General features: G+C 64.1%; 13 protein-coding genes and 1 riboswitch. Of the genes, 4 read left to right on the top strand and 9 right to left on the bottom strand.

Going from position 1 to position 13,487, the window contains the following annotated elements; translation table 11 throughout:
• Positions 1 to 90: 90 nt before the first annotated feature.
• Entirely contained in the window at positions 91 to 1,098 is a 1,008-nt protein-coding gene (gene dusA / locus ACVOLL_RS14845; RefSeq protein WP_481513596.1) for a tRNA dihydrouridine(20/20a) synthase DusA, read from the bottom strand.
• 214 nt (positions 1,099 to 1,312) lie between these two features.
• Positions 1,313 to 1,660, bottom strand: a complete 348-nt coding sequence (locus ACVOLL_RS14840) for a DUF3307 domain-containing protein (RefSeq protein WP_481513595.1) — start codon at positions 1,658 to 1,660, stop codon at positions 1,313 to 1,315.
• A gap of 365 nt (positions 1,661 to 2,025) precedes the next feature.
• Between ACVOLL_RS14840 and ACVOLL_RS14835 the strand changes: the two genes are divergently transcribed.
• Both ACVOLL_RS14835 and pncA read left to right on the top strand, forming a co-directional pair.
• Entirely contained in the window at positions 2,026 to 2,358 is a 333-nt protein-coding gene (locus tag ACVOLL_RS14835; protein WP_343229761.1) for an SMR family transporter, read from the top strand.
• 250 nt (positions 2,359 to 2,608) lie between these two features.
• Positions 2,609 to 3,229: a bifunctional nicotinamidase/pyrazinamidase gene (gene pncA / locus ACVOLL_RS14830; RefSeq protein ID WP_481513594.1), complete on the top strand. Its 621-nt coding sequence runs from the start codon at positions 2,609 to 2,611 to the stop codon at positions 3,227 to 3,229.
• A gap of 28 nt (positions 3,230 to 3,257) precedes the next feature.
• Here the strand turns inward: pncA and purU are convergent, their stop codons facing one another.
• Complete coding sequence (gene purU / locus ACVOLL_RS14825) at positions 3,258 to 4,109, bottom strand: formyltetrahydrofolate deformylase (protein ID WP_481513593.1); 852 nt, start codon at positions 4,107 to 4,109, stop codon at positions 3,258 to 3,260.
• A 98-nt stretch (positions 4,110 to 4,207) separates the two neighbouring features.
• Complete coding sequence (locus ACVOLL_RS14820; RefSeq protein WP_282267564.1) at positions 4,208 to 4,471, bottom strand: DUF2798 domain-containing protein; 264 nt, start codon at positions 4,469 to 4,471, stop codon at positions 4,208 to 4,210.
• 139 nt (positions 4,472 to 4,610) lie between these two features.
• On the opposite strand from ACVOLL_RS14820, the gene ACVOLL_RS14815 reads away from it, so the two are divergent.
• On the top strand, positions 4,611 to 5,555 hold the full coding sequence (locus tag ACVOLL_RS14815; RefSeq protein WP_481513592.1) for a LysR family transcriptional regulator: 945 nt from the start codon (positions 4,611 to 4,613) through the stop codon (positions 5,553 to 5,555).
• Positions 5,556 to 5,594: 39 nt separating this feature from the next.
• On the opposite strand, the gene ACVOLL_RS14810 is transcribed toward ACVOLL_RS14815, so the two are convergent.
• The 5 genes from ACVOLL_RS14810 to ACVOLL_RS14790 form a co-directional block, all read right to left on the bottom strand.
• Positions 5,595 to 6,704, bottom strand: coding sequence for an NADH:flavin oxidoreductase/NADH oxidase (locus ACVOLL_RS14810; protein ID WP_481513591.1), 1,110 nt, complete (start codon positions 6,702 to 6,704; stop codon positions 5,595 to 5,597).
• A 74-nt stretch (positions 6,705 to 6,778) separates the two neighbouring features.
• Positions 6,779 to 7,639 carry an NAD-dependent protein deacetylase gene (locus ACVOLL_RS14805; RefSeq protein WP_481513590.1) on the bottom strand — a complete coding sequence of 287 codons (861 nt, stop codon included), beginning with the start codon at positions 7,637 to 7,639 and terminating at the stop codon, positions 6,779 to 6,781.
• Between the two features lie 11 nt (positions 7,640 to 7,650).
• Complete coding sequence (locus ACVOLL_RS14800; RefSeq protein WP_481513589.1) at positions 7,651 to 8,055, bottom strand: acyl-CoA thioesterase; 405 nt, start codon at positions 8,053 to 8,055, stop codon at positions 7,651 to 7,653.
• A gap of 269 nt (positions 8,056 to 8,324) precedes the next feature.
• Positions 8,325 to 9,344 carry a ribonucleotide-diphosphate reductase subunit beta gene (locus ACVOLL_RS14795; protein ID WP_282267574.1) on the bottom strand — a complete coding sequence of 340 codons (1,020 nt, stop codon included), beginning with the start codon at positions 9,342 to 9,344 and terminating at the stop codon, positions 8,325 to 8,327.
• A gap of 169 nt (positions 9,345 to 9,513) precedes the next feature.
• A complete protein-coding gene (locus ACVOLL_RS14790) occupies positions 9,514 to 11,823 on the bottom strand; it encodes a ribonucleoside-diphosphate reductase subunit alpha (RefSeq protein WP_481513627.1) in 2,310 nt (769 codons plus the stop codon).
• A gap of 271 nt (positions 11,824 to 12,094) precedes the next feature.
• A riboswitch (cobalamin riboswitch) is annotated at positions 12,095 to 12,311 on the bottom strand.
• 270 nt (positions 12,312 to 12,581) lie between these two features.
• Here ACVOLL_RS14790 and ACVOLL_RS14785 point away from each other — a divergent pair.
• A complete protein-coding gene (locus ACVOLL_RS14785) occupies positions 12,582 to 13,391 on the top strand; it encodes a DUF2884 family protein (protein WP_481513588.1) in 810 nt (269 codons plus the stop codon).
• Positions 13,392 to 13,487 lie beyond the last annotated feature (96 nt).

Raw genomic sequence — 13,487 nt, 5'->3', positions numbered from 1 at the left:
GGTGAATCCGATCTGAATCCGGCCCCTGTCCTGCGCACTCGTTCAGCAAGCTGACCGGACAAATGCCGAACAACCGCCCTAGTGGACGCTTCACGCCACCCGCTCTGCCTGACGACGGGTGACCTGCAACGCCTGTTCGACCAAGCCCCAGTCGGCACCGGGCCGGTGTGCGCCCTCGCTGAGCACCTGACGGAAGCCACGCCCGCCCGGCTGCCCATGGAACAGGCCAAGCAGGTGCCGGGTGATGTGCTTCAGGGCCAGGCCGCCGGCCAGCTGTGCTTCAACATACGGACGCAGCGCGACCAGCAGCTCCTCACGCCCGCGCAGCGGCTGCCCTGTCTGGGCACAGTCCAGCGCATGCAGCACATAGGGATCGTGATAGGCCGCCCGGCCGAGCATGACCCCGTCCAGGTGCTGCATATGCTCCTGCGCGGCCTCTACCGTGGCGATGCCTCCATTGATCACCAACGGCAGGGTCGGGCGCTCGCGCTTGAGCTGGTAAGCCCATTCGTAGCGCAGCGGCGGAATTTCGCGGTTCTCCTTGGGCGACAGGCCCTTGAGCCAGGCATTGCGGGCGTGCACCACCACCATCGCCGCGCCCGCCTGTACCTGCCGGTCCACAAAACCGGCAAACACGTCGTAGTCCTTGTCCTCGTCCACGCCCAGGCGGCACTTCACCGTGATCGGGATATCCACCGCAGCGACCATCGCCGCAACGCATTCAGCAACCAATTCAGGTTCGCGCATCAGGCAGGCGCCAAAACGCCCGGCCTGGACCCGGTCGGACGGGCAGCCACAGTTGAGGTTGACCTCGTCATAGCCCCAATCGGCGGCAATGCGCGCAGCCTGCGCCAGCGCAGCCGGATCACTACCACCCAGCTGCAGCGCCAGCGGCTGCTCGACCGGATTGAAACCGATCAGCCGCTCGCGGTCGCCATGGATCACCGCGTTGGCATGCACCATCTCGGTATACAGCCGCGCACCCGGCGCCAGCAGCCGGTGGAATACCCGACAATGCCTGTCGGTCCAATCCATCATCGGGGCAACGGACAGGCGCAGGGAGTCGTCGTAGCGGGAGTTTTGAGGCAGGGAAGGCATGCAGCGCGGGATCTTGTGGTGCGTGGATCGGCTATTTTCGCCCAAGTCCCGGCTTCACGCTGGCATACCGATGCTGGCTTTCAGCTTGCGACCGGGTTTGTGTGCGGCCGTTTGGCTGCAAGCGGCTCCAAAAGCTGGCGGATCACGGCAGCAGGGACAGGCCGCAGCGATCCGCCTGGATCAGGACTGCCCAAGGCAAACACCGGGGCGTTGATCAAGGCAGATCCGGCATCAGCAACAACAACGCCAGCCATAGCACCTTGCAGGCCACGTGCAGGGCCTGATCCAGGTTGTAGCTGATGCGGTGCCCGCACTTGAGATCGTCGATCAGCATGTGGCTCAGGGTTTCCAGCACCGCGAGCACGATGCTGCCGGTGATCCAGCCCACGGCACCGCCATGGATGACACCATGCGCGGCCAGTGCCTGGTACCAGGGCACATCGGGCACCGGCGCATGCCGGTTCTTGGCGCGCGACAGAAACTCACCCTGCAAGGGGTAGTCGGCCACGGCATGGGCGACGATCAACAACCCAAACATCTGTAACAGCGCGTAGTAGGCCATCTATCGTTTGCATCGGGATGTGGATCGGAGTCTGGCACCACTTGGGGCATTGGCGCGATCTGTGCTGCACAAACGTCCGGGGATTTACACCCGACAACGCGCAAACCCGGCACTCAAGCAATGGCCCGCTCGCGGTCGCCACCAGATCCGCCTGCCGGCACGCCCCCTGCGTGCCCACTGCAAACCGACTCTGCAGCACTACCGCCCTTTGGCTCCTTGCTCGCTGTTCCTTGTGCTTGTTGTCCTGGCGCCTGCCATGCGGACCTGGGTCGATATGGCAGGCCCAGTCTAGATCGATGACGTAAGAGTTCGGTGACGTAAGAACTGCGCCGCTAGAATTGGCGGACATTTCTTCGAGCACCGTCATGAACGCCTATGCCCTGCTGGCCTGTGCCATCGCACTGGAAGTGCTCGCCACCTCACTGCTCAAGGCTTCTGATGGCATGAGCCGACTATGGCCAACCGTTGGCGCCCTGGCCGGCTACAGCGTGTGCTTCTGGTTGCTGGCGTTGGTGATGAGAACCATCCCTACCGGTATCGCTTATGCGATCTGGTCTGGTGTCGGCATCGTGTTGATCTCCCTGATCGGCTTGTTCGTGTTCAAGCAGAAGCTTGATGCGGCCGCCATCGTCGGTATCGGCCTGATCTGCGCTGGGGTACTGGTGATCAACCTGTTCTCGCGCTCGTCGGCGCATTGAACTGGCATGGCTCCGGCGGGGATCGCTGGTAACGCCCCTGCCGAGCATGCCTCGGCACTACCGCCGTTGCCCCCTCCCTTTTGCGTAGCAAAGGGGAGGGTTGGGGAGGGGTGCTCTGGCTCTTGCCTGCTTCGCAGCTTACGCCGCTCCACAGGTGCCTTGGAAAGCCCCTGCCGAGCATGGCTCGGCACTACCTTGCTTCGATCGGCGCTGGCTTAAACTGTGCGCCCCCCGCGTCAGGAAGTTGTCGATGTACGGAACAGACGTTGCGTTGTTGGTTATCGATCTACAACCGGATTTCATGCCCGGCGGTGCCCTGCCCTGCCAGCATGGCGATGCCATCGTGCCCGCCATCGCCGCGCTGCTGAACGCGCGTGAATATCAAACCGTAGTTGCCACCCAGGATTGGCATCCCGGCGATCACGCCTCGTTCGCCAGCCAACATGCCGGCCGTAAACCGTTCGACGCCATCGAGCTGCATGGCCAGCCACAAACGCTGTGGCCGGACCACTGCGTACAAGGCACAGCCGGTGCGACGCTGGATGCACGCGTGGACTGGAAGCATGCCGACCTGATCCTGCGCAAAGGCAGCCAACGCGAAGTGGACTCGTATAGCGCGTTCCGCGAAAACATCGGCCCACAGGCAACACGCGCGCCAACCGGTCTGGCCGGCTGGCTACACGAGCGCGGCATCCGCGAAGTCCATGTCTGCGGACTGGCGCGCGATTACTGTGTGCTGTGGAGCGCGCAGGATGCCGCCATCAGCGGGTTTGCCGTGCGCTTCCTGTGGGACCTGACCCGTCCGGTTTCGGCAGCCAATGATGCCTCCACCCGCATCGCCTTGACCGAATGCGGCATTCACATCGACTGAGCCAGACCTGCTGATCCGGCTCGACTGCTCAGCGGAACACCACCGTGCGGTGGCCATTGAGCAGTATGCGATGCTCGACATGACGGCGTACCGCACGTGCAAGCACCTGCGATTCGGTATCACTGCCCAGCTGCACCAGGTCACGCGGCGTCATCGCATGATCCACGCGTGCCACGTCCTGCTCGATGATCGGGCCTTCGTCCAGATCCGAGGTCACGTAGTGCGCGGTGGCGCCGATGATCTTGACCCCACGCGCATGTGCCTGGTGGTACGGCTGCGCACCCTTGAAGCTGGGCAGGAAGCTGTGATGGATGTTGATCGCGCGGCCGGAAAGCGCCTGGCACAGGCGCGGCGACAGGATCTGCATGTAACGCGCCAACACCACCAGATCAATACGCTCGCGCTCGACCAGGTCGATGATCTGCTGTTCCTGCTGCTCGCGGTTATCGGCATCCACCGGCAAATGATGGAACGGCACATCGTAGGAACCGGCCAGCCCGGCGAAGTCATTGTGGTTGGACGCAACCGCAGCGATATCCACCTTCAGCTGGCGGCTGTGGGTGCGGAACAGCAGGTCATTGAGGCAATGGCCCTGTTTGCTGACCAGCACAAGCAAGCGCGCGCGGCGGCGCGCATCGTGCAGCTTCCATTGCATCGCGAACTCCTCGCCCAAGCCCTGCAGGCGCGCGCGCACCGCCGGCTCGTCACCGGCTTTGTGCATGTCGAAATGAACACGCAGGAAGAAGCGACCGCTTTCGTCGTCACCAAACTGCTGCGCATCGAGGATGTTGCAGCCCGCCTCGAACAGCAGGCCGGACACGCGATAGACGATGCCGGTGCGGTCCGGGCAGGAAAGGGTGAGGATGAAATCAGGACGCATGGCCAACAACATTTATCAGTGGGGTCGTGGAAAGTAACCGTTCCGGTCGATTCCCGGCAAAGACAGTTGCAGCTGACACGATTCACCCATCGGCCGGCTCAGTGCGGATGCACCGTCAGCGCCACCAGCCGCATCACCAACGGCCGCACCACCAGCACGCAGCAGAAGGCGGTCGGCATCGCCAGGCAGTAAGCCGACAACACCCGCGCCGGGAACTGGCCATCGATGCCGGCATTGGCGGCGGTGATCACCAGGCACATCAGCATGGCCATGATCGAGGCCATGAAGAACGCGAAAACAACAGGCGTGGTGCGCGCATGCAATTTCCAGCGGGCAACGGCGACGGAACGGGGGTCTGGCATCCAGCGAGGTCCATGCATGCAGCAATCAGGCGCTGCGGGCCGGGCACGATAGTCGGCGAGCCGGGGAACGGCTAGATCGCGTCGGCTTGGGGCTTTATAAAGATTTACTTTGCAATCCTCCCGGAAAATGCCAACCGGCATGAACATTCTCCACTCCATCCGCAGCTTCATCCGCACCGCCGACGCCGACGCCGGCAGCCTGGCCGCTGCCGCGCGCACCCTGGGCATCAGTGCGGCAGCGGTGGGCCAGAACATCGCCCGTCTGGAAGCCCATCTGGGCGTGCGCCTGTTCAACCGCACCACCCGCCAATTGGCCCTGACCGAGCGTGGCGCGCTGTATCTGGCGCAGGTGCGGCATATCGAGCGCGACCTGCAGCGGGCCCAGGCAGCGGTGACCGACCCCGACGCGATACCGGCGGGCCGCCTGCGCATCGCCAGCAGCGCGGCGTTCGGCCGGCATGTGCTTGCGCCATTGCTGCCGGCCCTGCAACAACGCTATCCGCGGCTGGAAATGGAGCTGCTGCTGGCCGACCGCAGCGTCGATCACGCCCATGAGGACGTGGATGTCAGCATCCGCATCGAGCCGCAGCTGGAAGAGGGATTGGTGGCACGGCCCATCGCGCAGGTGCCGTTCGTGTTCTGTGCCGCACCGGCCTACCTGGCCATCGCCGGCACGCCGCGTACACCCGACGAGCTGCGCGAGCATCGCTGCCTGTTGTTCCGCTATCCGCTGGATGGGCGCTACCTGCGTTGGGGTTTCGTCCGCGATGGCCTGCGCTTTGATGCCGAAGTACAACCGGCACTGGTCAGCGACGACATCGATGCACTGGCGGCGATGGCGGCCCGCGGCGGCGGCATCACCCGGTTGGCAGCCTTCGTCGCCGCGCCGTATCTGGCCCGCGGCGAACTGCAGGCCTTGTTCCAGGATGAGGCCAGCGGCGATGCGCGGGCCTCGCCGGAGCCGATGCGCTTGTTCCTGTGTGTCAGCGACCGCCGCGACCTGACCCCGAAAGTCCGCGCGCTGCTGCAGCACATCCTCGATGCCCTGCCGCCGGCCTGGCGCATCGGCATCGACCACGCCTGAGCGCCAGCTGCGGTATACCGCTGGCCCCTCCGCCGAACGTCAGCCCTGCCTGGCGGGCTTGAACAGACCGCGCACTTCATGTGGTTCGCAGCGCAGGTACTGCGGCGACACCGTCAACTGTGCGCCCAACGCTGCGGCCGCATGCCACGGCCAACGCGGGTCGTAGAGGATGCCGCGGGCGATGCCGATCGCATCGGCCTTGCCGTCGACGAGGATTTGCTCGGCGTGCGTCGGCTCGGTGATCAGGCCCACCGCGATCACCGGCGTGCCAATCTCGGCCTTGATCGCAGCGGCCTGCGGCAGCTGGTAGCCGGGCTCCACCGGGATCTGCTGGCGCGGGTCCAGCCCGCCACTGGAGACATGCAGGAAATCGTTGCCGCGTGCTTCCAGCGCCTTGGCCAGCACGATGCTCTGGGCAACATCCCAACCGCCTTCCACCCAATCGGTTGCAGAGATGCGTACACCCAGCGCAACGCTGCTCGGCACCACCGCGCGCACGGCATCGAATACACGCAGCAGCAAGCGCATGCGGTTTTCCAGCGAACCGCCGTAAGCATCATCGCGCTGGTTGCTCAGCGGCGACAGGAACTGATGCAGCAGGTAGCCATGCGCGGCATGCAGTTCGATCAACTCCAGACCAAGCCGCACCGCGCGCCTGGCGGCAGCGACAAAGTCTTCGACCACCGCATCGATGCCGGCGCTGTCCAGTGCTTCCGGAATGGGATCACCGGCCTTGAACGGCAATGCCGACGGTGCCAGCACCTGCCAGCCGTGCTCCTGTTCCGGCGCGATCGCGCCACCGCCATCCCAAGGGCGCGCAGTGGATGCCTTGCGCCCGGCATGGGCCAGCTGCACGCCGATCGGCATGTTCGACCAGCGTCGCGTCGATGCCAGCACCTTGGCCAGCGCGGCCTCGGTAGCGTCGTCCCATAAGCCCAGATCGGCCCAGCTGATGCGCGCACCCGGCTCAACCGCAGTGGCTTCAATGATCAACAAGCCGGCGCCGGACTGCGCCAACTGGCCCAGATGGATCGTGTGCCAATCAGTGGCCTGCCCATCCTGCGCCGAGTACTGGCACATCGGCGCGATGACGATACGGTTGGAAAGGGAAAGCGGGCCTAGCGACAACGGTGAGAAAAGCTGGCTCACGTGGGGAACGTCCATCAACAGTGGGGGCGCTCATTGCACGCCGCGCCGGCCGTTGATTCAACCGGCGAGATGGATCACTGCGTCTTGATGCCGTCCAACAGGAACGCAAGTGCCTGCGCGCAGGGCATTTCCACCTTCAACGACAACAGGTGATCGGCACGGGTGCGACCGAGATTGACAGCGGCTATCGGCAAACCGGCCTTGGCGGCGGCATCGACGAAGCGGAAACCCGAATACACCATCAGCGACGAACCCAGTACCAGCACCGCGTCGGAACGCTGCAGGTGTTCATGTACGGCAGCAACGCGCTCGCGTGGCACGTTCTCGCCGAAGAACACCACGTCCGGCTTCAACACACCGCCACATGCGTCGCAGGCAGGCACATCGAACGAAGAGAAATCAGCCTCCAGATCGGCATCACCATCGGGCGCGATGCCCGCTTCCAGTATGTCCCAACCAGGGTTGGCGTCCAGCAGGCGTTGTTGCAGCAACTCACGCGAGCTGCGTGCTTCGCAGCCCATGCAGCGCACCTGGTCCAGCCGACCATGCAGGTCGATCACGGTCTGGCTGCCCGCTGCCTGATGCAGGCAATCCACGTTCTGGGTCAGCAGCAGCTCGATACGGCCATCGGCTTCCAACGCCGCCAGTGCACAGTGCGTGCCATTGGGCAAAGCCTGACCGAAGCGCGGCCAGCCCAGCAGGCTGCGCGCCCAGTAACGCTTGCGGGTTGCTTCCTCGCCCATGAAGGCCTGGTAAGTCACCGGCGGCGTGCGCTTCCATTGCCCGTCGCGGTCGCGATAGTCAGGGATGCCGGAATCGGTGCTGCAACCGGCGCCTGTGACGACGAACAAGCGCCGGTGGCCGGCGATGAACTCCGGCAACTCGGTGATCACTGCCGGCGACAAATGCCCGGCCTGTGCCGATGAAGTGCTCATCGCCGTGCGGCTCAGGCCTGCGTCGGCAGTGTCGGCACAGTGGTCGGATGACCTTCGCCATCGAGTGCGATCATCACGAACGTACCCTTGGTGCAGAGCGCGCGTTCGCCGTTGTGCAGGTCTTCGGCAATCAGCTCGACTTCCACATGCATCGAGCTGCGACCGACCTGGACCACCCGGCCAATGGTTTCCACCATCTGTCCGATGCGGATCGGCAGCTTGAAGTCGACCTGGTCCGAGCGTGCGGTCACCACCGTGCAACGCGAATAACGGGCGGCGGCGAGGAAGGCCGCCTTGTCCATCCACGCCAGTGCCTGCCCACCGAACAGCGTGCCCATGTGATTGGCATGGTTGGGAAATACAATTTCCGCCATGCGGACTTCAACCGGCGGATTGGTTTCGACGATGGGGGTCATGGAGGCATCACCTGTAAGTTGGCGCAGATGATACGCCCGCAAAGCTGTGCAGCCGGTGAGTGCTCTACCCTCTCCCTTCGGCGCAGCCGAGGGGAGGGCTGGGGAGGGGTGCCTTTGCTGTTGCTGTTGCCTATGGTTTCCGCAAAAACTGCAATCGAGCGCTACGTGTAGAGCCTAAAAGCACCCCTCCCCGACCCTCCCCTTCACCTGCGGTGAAAGGGAGGGAGACCAGCGCCCTCCCCTGCGTTGCGTGCAAGGGAGGGCGTCGATCAGAACGCCATATCGAACGCAACTTCGCCCTGCACGCCAACCTGGTAGGCAGAGGCGCGGCGCTCGAAGAAGTTGGTCAGCTCCTGCACGTCCTGCAGCTCCATGAACGGCAGCGGGTTGCGCACGTTGTACTTCTTGGCCATGCCCAGCTTCAGGAAATGGTTGTCGGCGCAGTGCTGCAGGTACTCGCGCATGTCGCGGGTGGAGATGCCGGCCACGCCGCCGGACAGCACGTCCTCGGCGAACTGCACTTCGCAGTCGATGGCCTCTTCCAGCATCTGGTAGACCTCCTGCTCCATCTTCGCGTCGAACAGATCGGGTTCTTCAGCGCGGATCTTGCGCACGCACTCGAACGCGAACTCCATGTGGCAGCTCTCGTCGCGGAACACCCAGTTGGTGCCCGAAGCCAGGCCCGGCAGCAGGCCACGCGAACGGAAGTAGTACACGTAGGCGAAGGCGGCGAAGAAGAACAGGCCTTCGATGCAGGCAGCGAAGCAGATCTGGTTGAGCAGGAACTGGCGGCGATCGTCGCGGGTTTCCAGACGCTTGGTTTCCTGCAGCGCATCGATCCACTTGAAGCAGAACGCCGCCTTCTTCTTGATCGAGTCGATGTTCTCCACTGCGGCAAAGGCCTTGAAGCGCTCTTCCGGATCCGGCAGGTAGTTGTCCAGCAGGGTCAGGTAGAACTGCACGTGCAGCGCTTCTTCGTACAGCTGGCGCGACAGGTACATGCGCGCTTCCGGCGCATTGAGATGCTGATACAGGTTCAGCACCAGGTTGTTCGACACGATCGAGTCGCCGGTGGCGAAGAACGCGACCAGGCGATGGATCAGGTGCTGGTCGGCCGGCGACATCTTCTGGTGCAGGTCGGTGATATCGATCTGGAAATTGATCTCCTCCACCGTCCAGGTGTTCTTGATCGCGTTGCGGTACATCTCGTAGAAGTCCGGGTAACGCATCGGACGCAGGGTCAGCTCGAAACCGGGATCGAGCAGCATTTGGCGGGATTCATTGGACATGGGGGTATCTCCTTTCCCTTCTCCCTGCGGGAGAAGAGCCTGTCCCCGCGAAGGCGGGGATGCCCCAAAGGGGCGGATTAGGGTTGGTTCTTGAAGGGTTGGGTCTGCTTGCTTTCAAAGCGCCCTCACCCCAACCCCTCTCCCGCAAGCGGGAGAGGGGCTTTGAGCTTTACTGGCAGGCTTCGCAGGCTTCCGGGTTTTCCAGCGAGCAGGCCACGGCTTCCACCGGGGTGTAGCTGCTGACCGTGGTCTTGGCGATCTTGGTGGCCGGACGCGAACGCAGGTAATACGTGGTCTTGATGCCCTGCTTCCAGGCGTACATGTACATGGACGACATCGCGCCGATGTTCGGGCTTTCCATGAACAGGTTGAGTGAGGCCGACTGGTCGATATAGGCACCGCGTGCGGCGGCCATGTCGATCAGCGAACGCATCGGCAGTTCCCATGCGGTGCGGTAGATGTGACGCAGGGTTTCCGGGATCTGCGGCAGGCTCTGGATGGAACCGTCGGCCAGCTTGATCGCATCGCGCACTTCCGGCGTCCACAGGCCGAGCTGCTTCAGCTCGGCAACCAGGTGGCGGTTGATCTGCAGGAAGTCGCCCGACAGGGTCTCGCGCTTGAACAGGTTGGACACCTGCGGCTCGACGCACTCGTAGCAACCGGCGATCGAGGCGATGGTCGCGGTCGGCGCGATCGCGATGATCAGCGAGTTGCGCAGGCCGTGCTGCTTGATGCGCTCACGCAGTGCGTCCCAACGCTCGACGTCGTCCGGCACCACGTTCCAGGCGTCGAACTGCAGCTCGCCGTGGGCAGCGCGGGTATCGTTGAACGAGGGGTGCTTGCCACGTTCCTGGGCCAGTTCACAGGACACTTCCAGCGCGTGGAAATAGATGGCCTCGGCAATCTTGGTCGACAGCGCGCGTGCTTCGGCGGAGTCGAAGGCCATGCGCTTGCGGAAGAACACGTCCTGCAGGCCCATGCAGCCCAGGCCAACCGGGCGCCAGCGCAGGTTGCCGCGACGTGCGGTCTCGATCGGGTAGAAGTTCAGGTCGATGACGCGGTCGAGCTGGCGCACGGCCAGGCGCACGGTCTCGGCCAGCTTCTCGAAATCGAAATCGCCATGCGCGTCGAGGTGGTTGCCGAGGTTGATCGAGCCCAGGTTGCAGACTGCGGTCTCGTCGTTGGAGGTGATCTCCAGGATCTCGGTGCACAGGTTGGACAGGTGGATCACGTTGCCGGCGCGCAGGGTCTGGTTGCTGGCCAGGTTGCACTTGTCCTTGAACGTCATCCAGCCGTTGCCGGTCTCGGCCAGGGTGCGCATCATCCGCGAGTACAGCTTGCGTGCCGACACGGTCTTGCGTGCCTTGCCCTGGGTTTCGGCCTGCACATAAGCCTGCTCGAAGGCCGGGCCGAACAGATCGGTCAGCTCCGGCACCACGCGCGGATCGAACAGCGACCATTCCTGGTCGGCCTCGACGCGCTGCATGAACAGGTCCGGCACCCAGTTGGCCAGGTTGAGGTTGTGGGTACGGCGCGAGTCATCACCGGCGTTGTCGCGCAGTTCGAGGAAGTCCTCGATGTCAGCATGCCAGGTTTCCAGGTAGACGCAGGCCGCGCCCTTGCGCTTGCCGCCCTGGTTGACCGCAGCCACCGAGGAATCCAGCGTCTTCAGCCACGGCACGATGCCGTTGGAGTGGCCGTTGGTGGACTTGATCAGCGAGCCGCGCGAACGCACGCGGGTATAGCTGACACCGATGCCGCCACTGAACTTGGACAGCTGGGCGATGTCGGCATAGCGGTCGTAGATGGATTCCAGCGAATCCTGCGGCGAGTCCAGCAGGAAGCACGAGGACAGCTGCTCGTGGCTGGTGCCGGCGTTGAACAGGGTCGGGCTGGACGGCAGGTAGTCCAGGCTGCCCAGCCGCTGGTACAGCGCCAGTGCTTCGGGCACGTCCTCGCTCAGCGCGCTGGCGATGCGCAGGAAGAACTGCTGCGGGGTCTCGATGACCTTGCGCGAATGCGGATGCCGCAGCAGGTAGCGGTCATACATGGTGCGCAGGCCGAAGTAATCGAAGTTCAGGTCGTAGGCCGGATCGATCGCGTCGTTGAGCTTGCGTGCATTGACCTGCACGAAGTTGAGCAGGCGGTCGTTGATCAGGCCGACTTCGTGGCCACGGCCGACCGACTGCGAGAACGCATGGATTTCCTGGCCGGAGACTTCCTTGCCGATGAAGTTGGCCAGCAGGCGCGCGGCCAGGCGGCCGTACTCGGGCTCTTCGCCGATCAGCAGGGCGGCGGTACGGATCGACAGCTCGTCCAGTTCCTGGGTGCTGGCGCCGTTGTACAGGCCGGAGATGGTGCGCGTGGCCACCCGCATCGGGTCCACCGCATGCAGGCCTTCGCAGCAGCGCTGGATGGCGCGGACAATCTTGTTGAGGTCTACCGGCTCGGTGCTGCCATTGCGCTTGGTCACGCTCATGGCGGTGGCGGTCGGCGGCGGGGTCAGTTCAAAACCGGCTTCAGCCGGAGCGACGTCAGTATGAGTGGCAGTCACGACGATGGTGTCCTTGCAAACGTTATGCACGCAGCTCCTGCCCGCGCAGGAAGCAGAGCCGGTACGGGGCAGCGAGCATGGAAGGACGGCGTCGCAGCAGCCGCGACAGCGCACGACCAAAAGTCGGCAGCAGCCACGGCACCACGTCACCAGCCGTCTTCCCCTCGAAGACACCGCAGCCGGCACCACGCGGTGTGCATCGCGTGGCTGTCGGCAGGTCTTCGGACTCATGGGCAGGAAGGCGGGGGCCTTCTCCTACTCCGCCGCTTCCCAAGGCCTGTGCCTCAGTGCTGTTGGCGGGGTCGTTCCCAATTACCGCTGCGGGGCAGTGCCGGACTAGCCTTGAAGGCATCACCAGCTTCCCTATTAATCCGACGGAAAACTCCGCCAGAACCGACGGAGCACAAGATAGTGGGGGTGTATGACAGGGTCAACACCAAATCTAGTATTTCTTTGCCAAGCCTTGCGGCACAAGGCTTGGACTGGCTGGCGCCCGGGCCGGACACTGCAACCTGCTGGAACGGAGTGCGCAGTCAAGCCTTTTGCAGAGTTTTTTTGTAGGGAAACAACCTGTCTTGATAACGTAAATTTCTGATGAAATTTTCGGGTATGACTTCCGGCCGACGCAGCCCTTGCCGCGAGCGGCCAAGCTGGTCGCAACCTCCCGCCACGAGCTCGCCGCCATGCGCCTGCTGCCCATCGCCACTTCGCTGGCCCTGCTGCTGCCGCTGGCCGCCCACGCCGCTACGGTAAAGGCGCCGGAACTGTCGGCCGACCAATGCGGGGTATCTACCGACTACAACGTGCTGGTCGACGGCGGCGGCATCTGGTTGCGTCGCGATACGCTGCCGATGCGCGAGATCGTGTTCCACGACGGCCAGTTGAGCATCGATAACCGCATGCAGACGGTATCGCCTGCCGATGCACAGCGTCTGCGTGCACTGGAGAACGGCGTGCGCCAGCTGATGCCGGCGGTGACCGGCATCGCCACCGAGTCGGTAGGCATCAGCTTCGATACGTTGGACTCGGTTTACGAAGGTCTCACCGGCAACGCCAACTCCCGCAAAGTGCGCAAGTTGCGCAAGGAGGCCGAACGCTTTGTCGAACAGACCATCGGCCGCGGCCGCTGGGACCAGGACCTGTTCAATGAAGGCTTCGAAGCACGGGTACAGGATGCCGCCGAGAGCCTGAGCGGCTCCATCGCCCGCAGCATGCTGTGGGCGGTATTCACCGGCGGCGAGGACAAGCTGGATGCGCGCGCAGACAAACTCGACGCCGAACTGGAGCAACGCCTGGAAGGACGCGCTGCCGCCCTGGAGCAGCACGCGCGGTCGTTGTGCACGCAGGTGCAGGCTTTGGATCGGCTGCAGTCGGCGCTGGAGTTCCGCCTCGATGGCCAACCACTGCAGATGATGCACGTGAGCGGCGATGGCGCGACGATGGCGGCGCGCGAGCAAGGCCAGGACGACAGCATTCCGTTGCCGACGAGGTAAAAGCGCGCCATCGGTAGTGGGGGGGCGCGCGCCCGGGGCGGGGGGTGCGGGGGGGGCGGCGCGGGGGCGGCGGGGGGGGGGCCCGGCCTGGGCGGG

The organism is Stenotrophomonas sp. STEN035 (genome assembly GCF_056759935.1).
The sequence above is the reverse complement of the archived record's forward strand: the minus strand, read 5'-3'. Positions and strand labels throughout refer to the sequence as shown.

Bases quoted from the DNA above. Each gene is read 5' to 3' on its own strand.
- dusA (WP_481513596.1), bottom strand. From the start codon at position 1,098: ATGCCTTCCCTGCCTCAAAACTCCCGCTACGACGACTCCCTGCGCCTG.
- ACVOLL_RS14840 (WP_481513595.1), bottom strand. From the start codon at position 1,660: ATGGCCTACTACGCGCTGTTACAGATGTTTGGGTTGTTGATCGTCGCC.
- ACVOLL_RS14835 (WP_343229761.1), top strand. From the start codon at position 2,026: ATGAACGCCTATGCCCTGCTGGCCTGTGCCATCGCACTGGAAGTGCTC.
- pncA (WP_481513594.1), top strand. From the start codon at position 2,609: ATGTACGGAACAGACGTTGCGTTGTTGGTTATCGATCTACAACCGGAT.
- purU (WP_481513593.1), bottom strand. From the start codon at position 4,109: ATGCGTCCTGATTTCATCCTCACCCTTTCCTGCCCGGACCGCACCGGC.
- ACVOLL_RS14820 (WP_282267564.1), bottom strand. From the start codon at position 4,471: ATGCCAGACCCCCGTTCCGTCGCCGTTGCCCGCTGGAAATTGCATGCG.
- ACVOLL_RS14815 (WP_481513592.1), top strand. From the start codon at position 4,611: ATGAACATTCTCCACTCCATCCGCAGCTTCATCCGCACCGCCGACGCC.
- ACVOLL_RS14805 (WP_481513590.1), bottom strand. From the start codon at position 7,639: ATGAGCACTTCATCGGCACAGGCCGGGCATTTGTCGCCGGCAGTGATC.
- ACVOLL_RS14800 (WP_481513589.1), bottom strand. From the start codon at position 8,055: ATGACCCCCATCGTCGAAACCAATCCGCCGGTTGAAGTCCGCATGGCG.
- ACVOLL_RS14795 (WP_282267574.1), bottom strand. From the start codon at position 9,344: ATGTCCAATGAATCCCGCCAAATGCTGCTCGATCCCGGTTTCGAGCTG.
- ACVOLL_RS14790 (WP_481513627.1), bottom strand. From the start codon at position 11,823: ATGAGCGTGACCAAGCGCAATGGCAGCACCGAGCCGGTAGACCTCAAC.
- ACVOLL_RS14785 (WP_481513588.1), top strand. From the start codon at position 12,582: ATGCGCCTGCTGCCCATCGCCACTTCGCTGGCCCTGCTGCTGCCGCTG.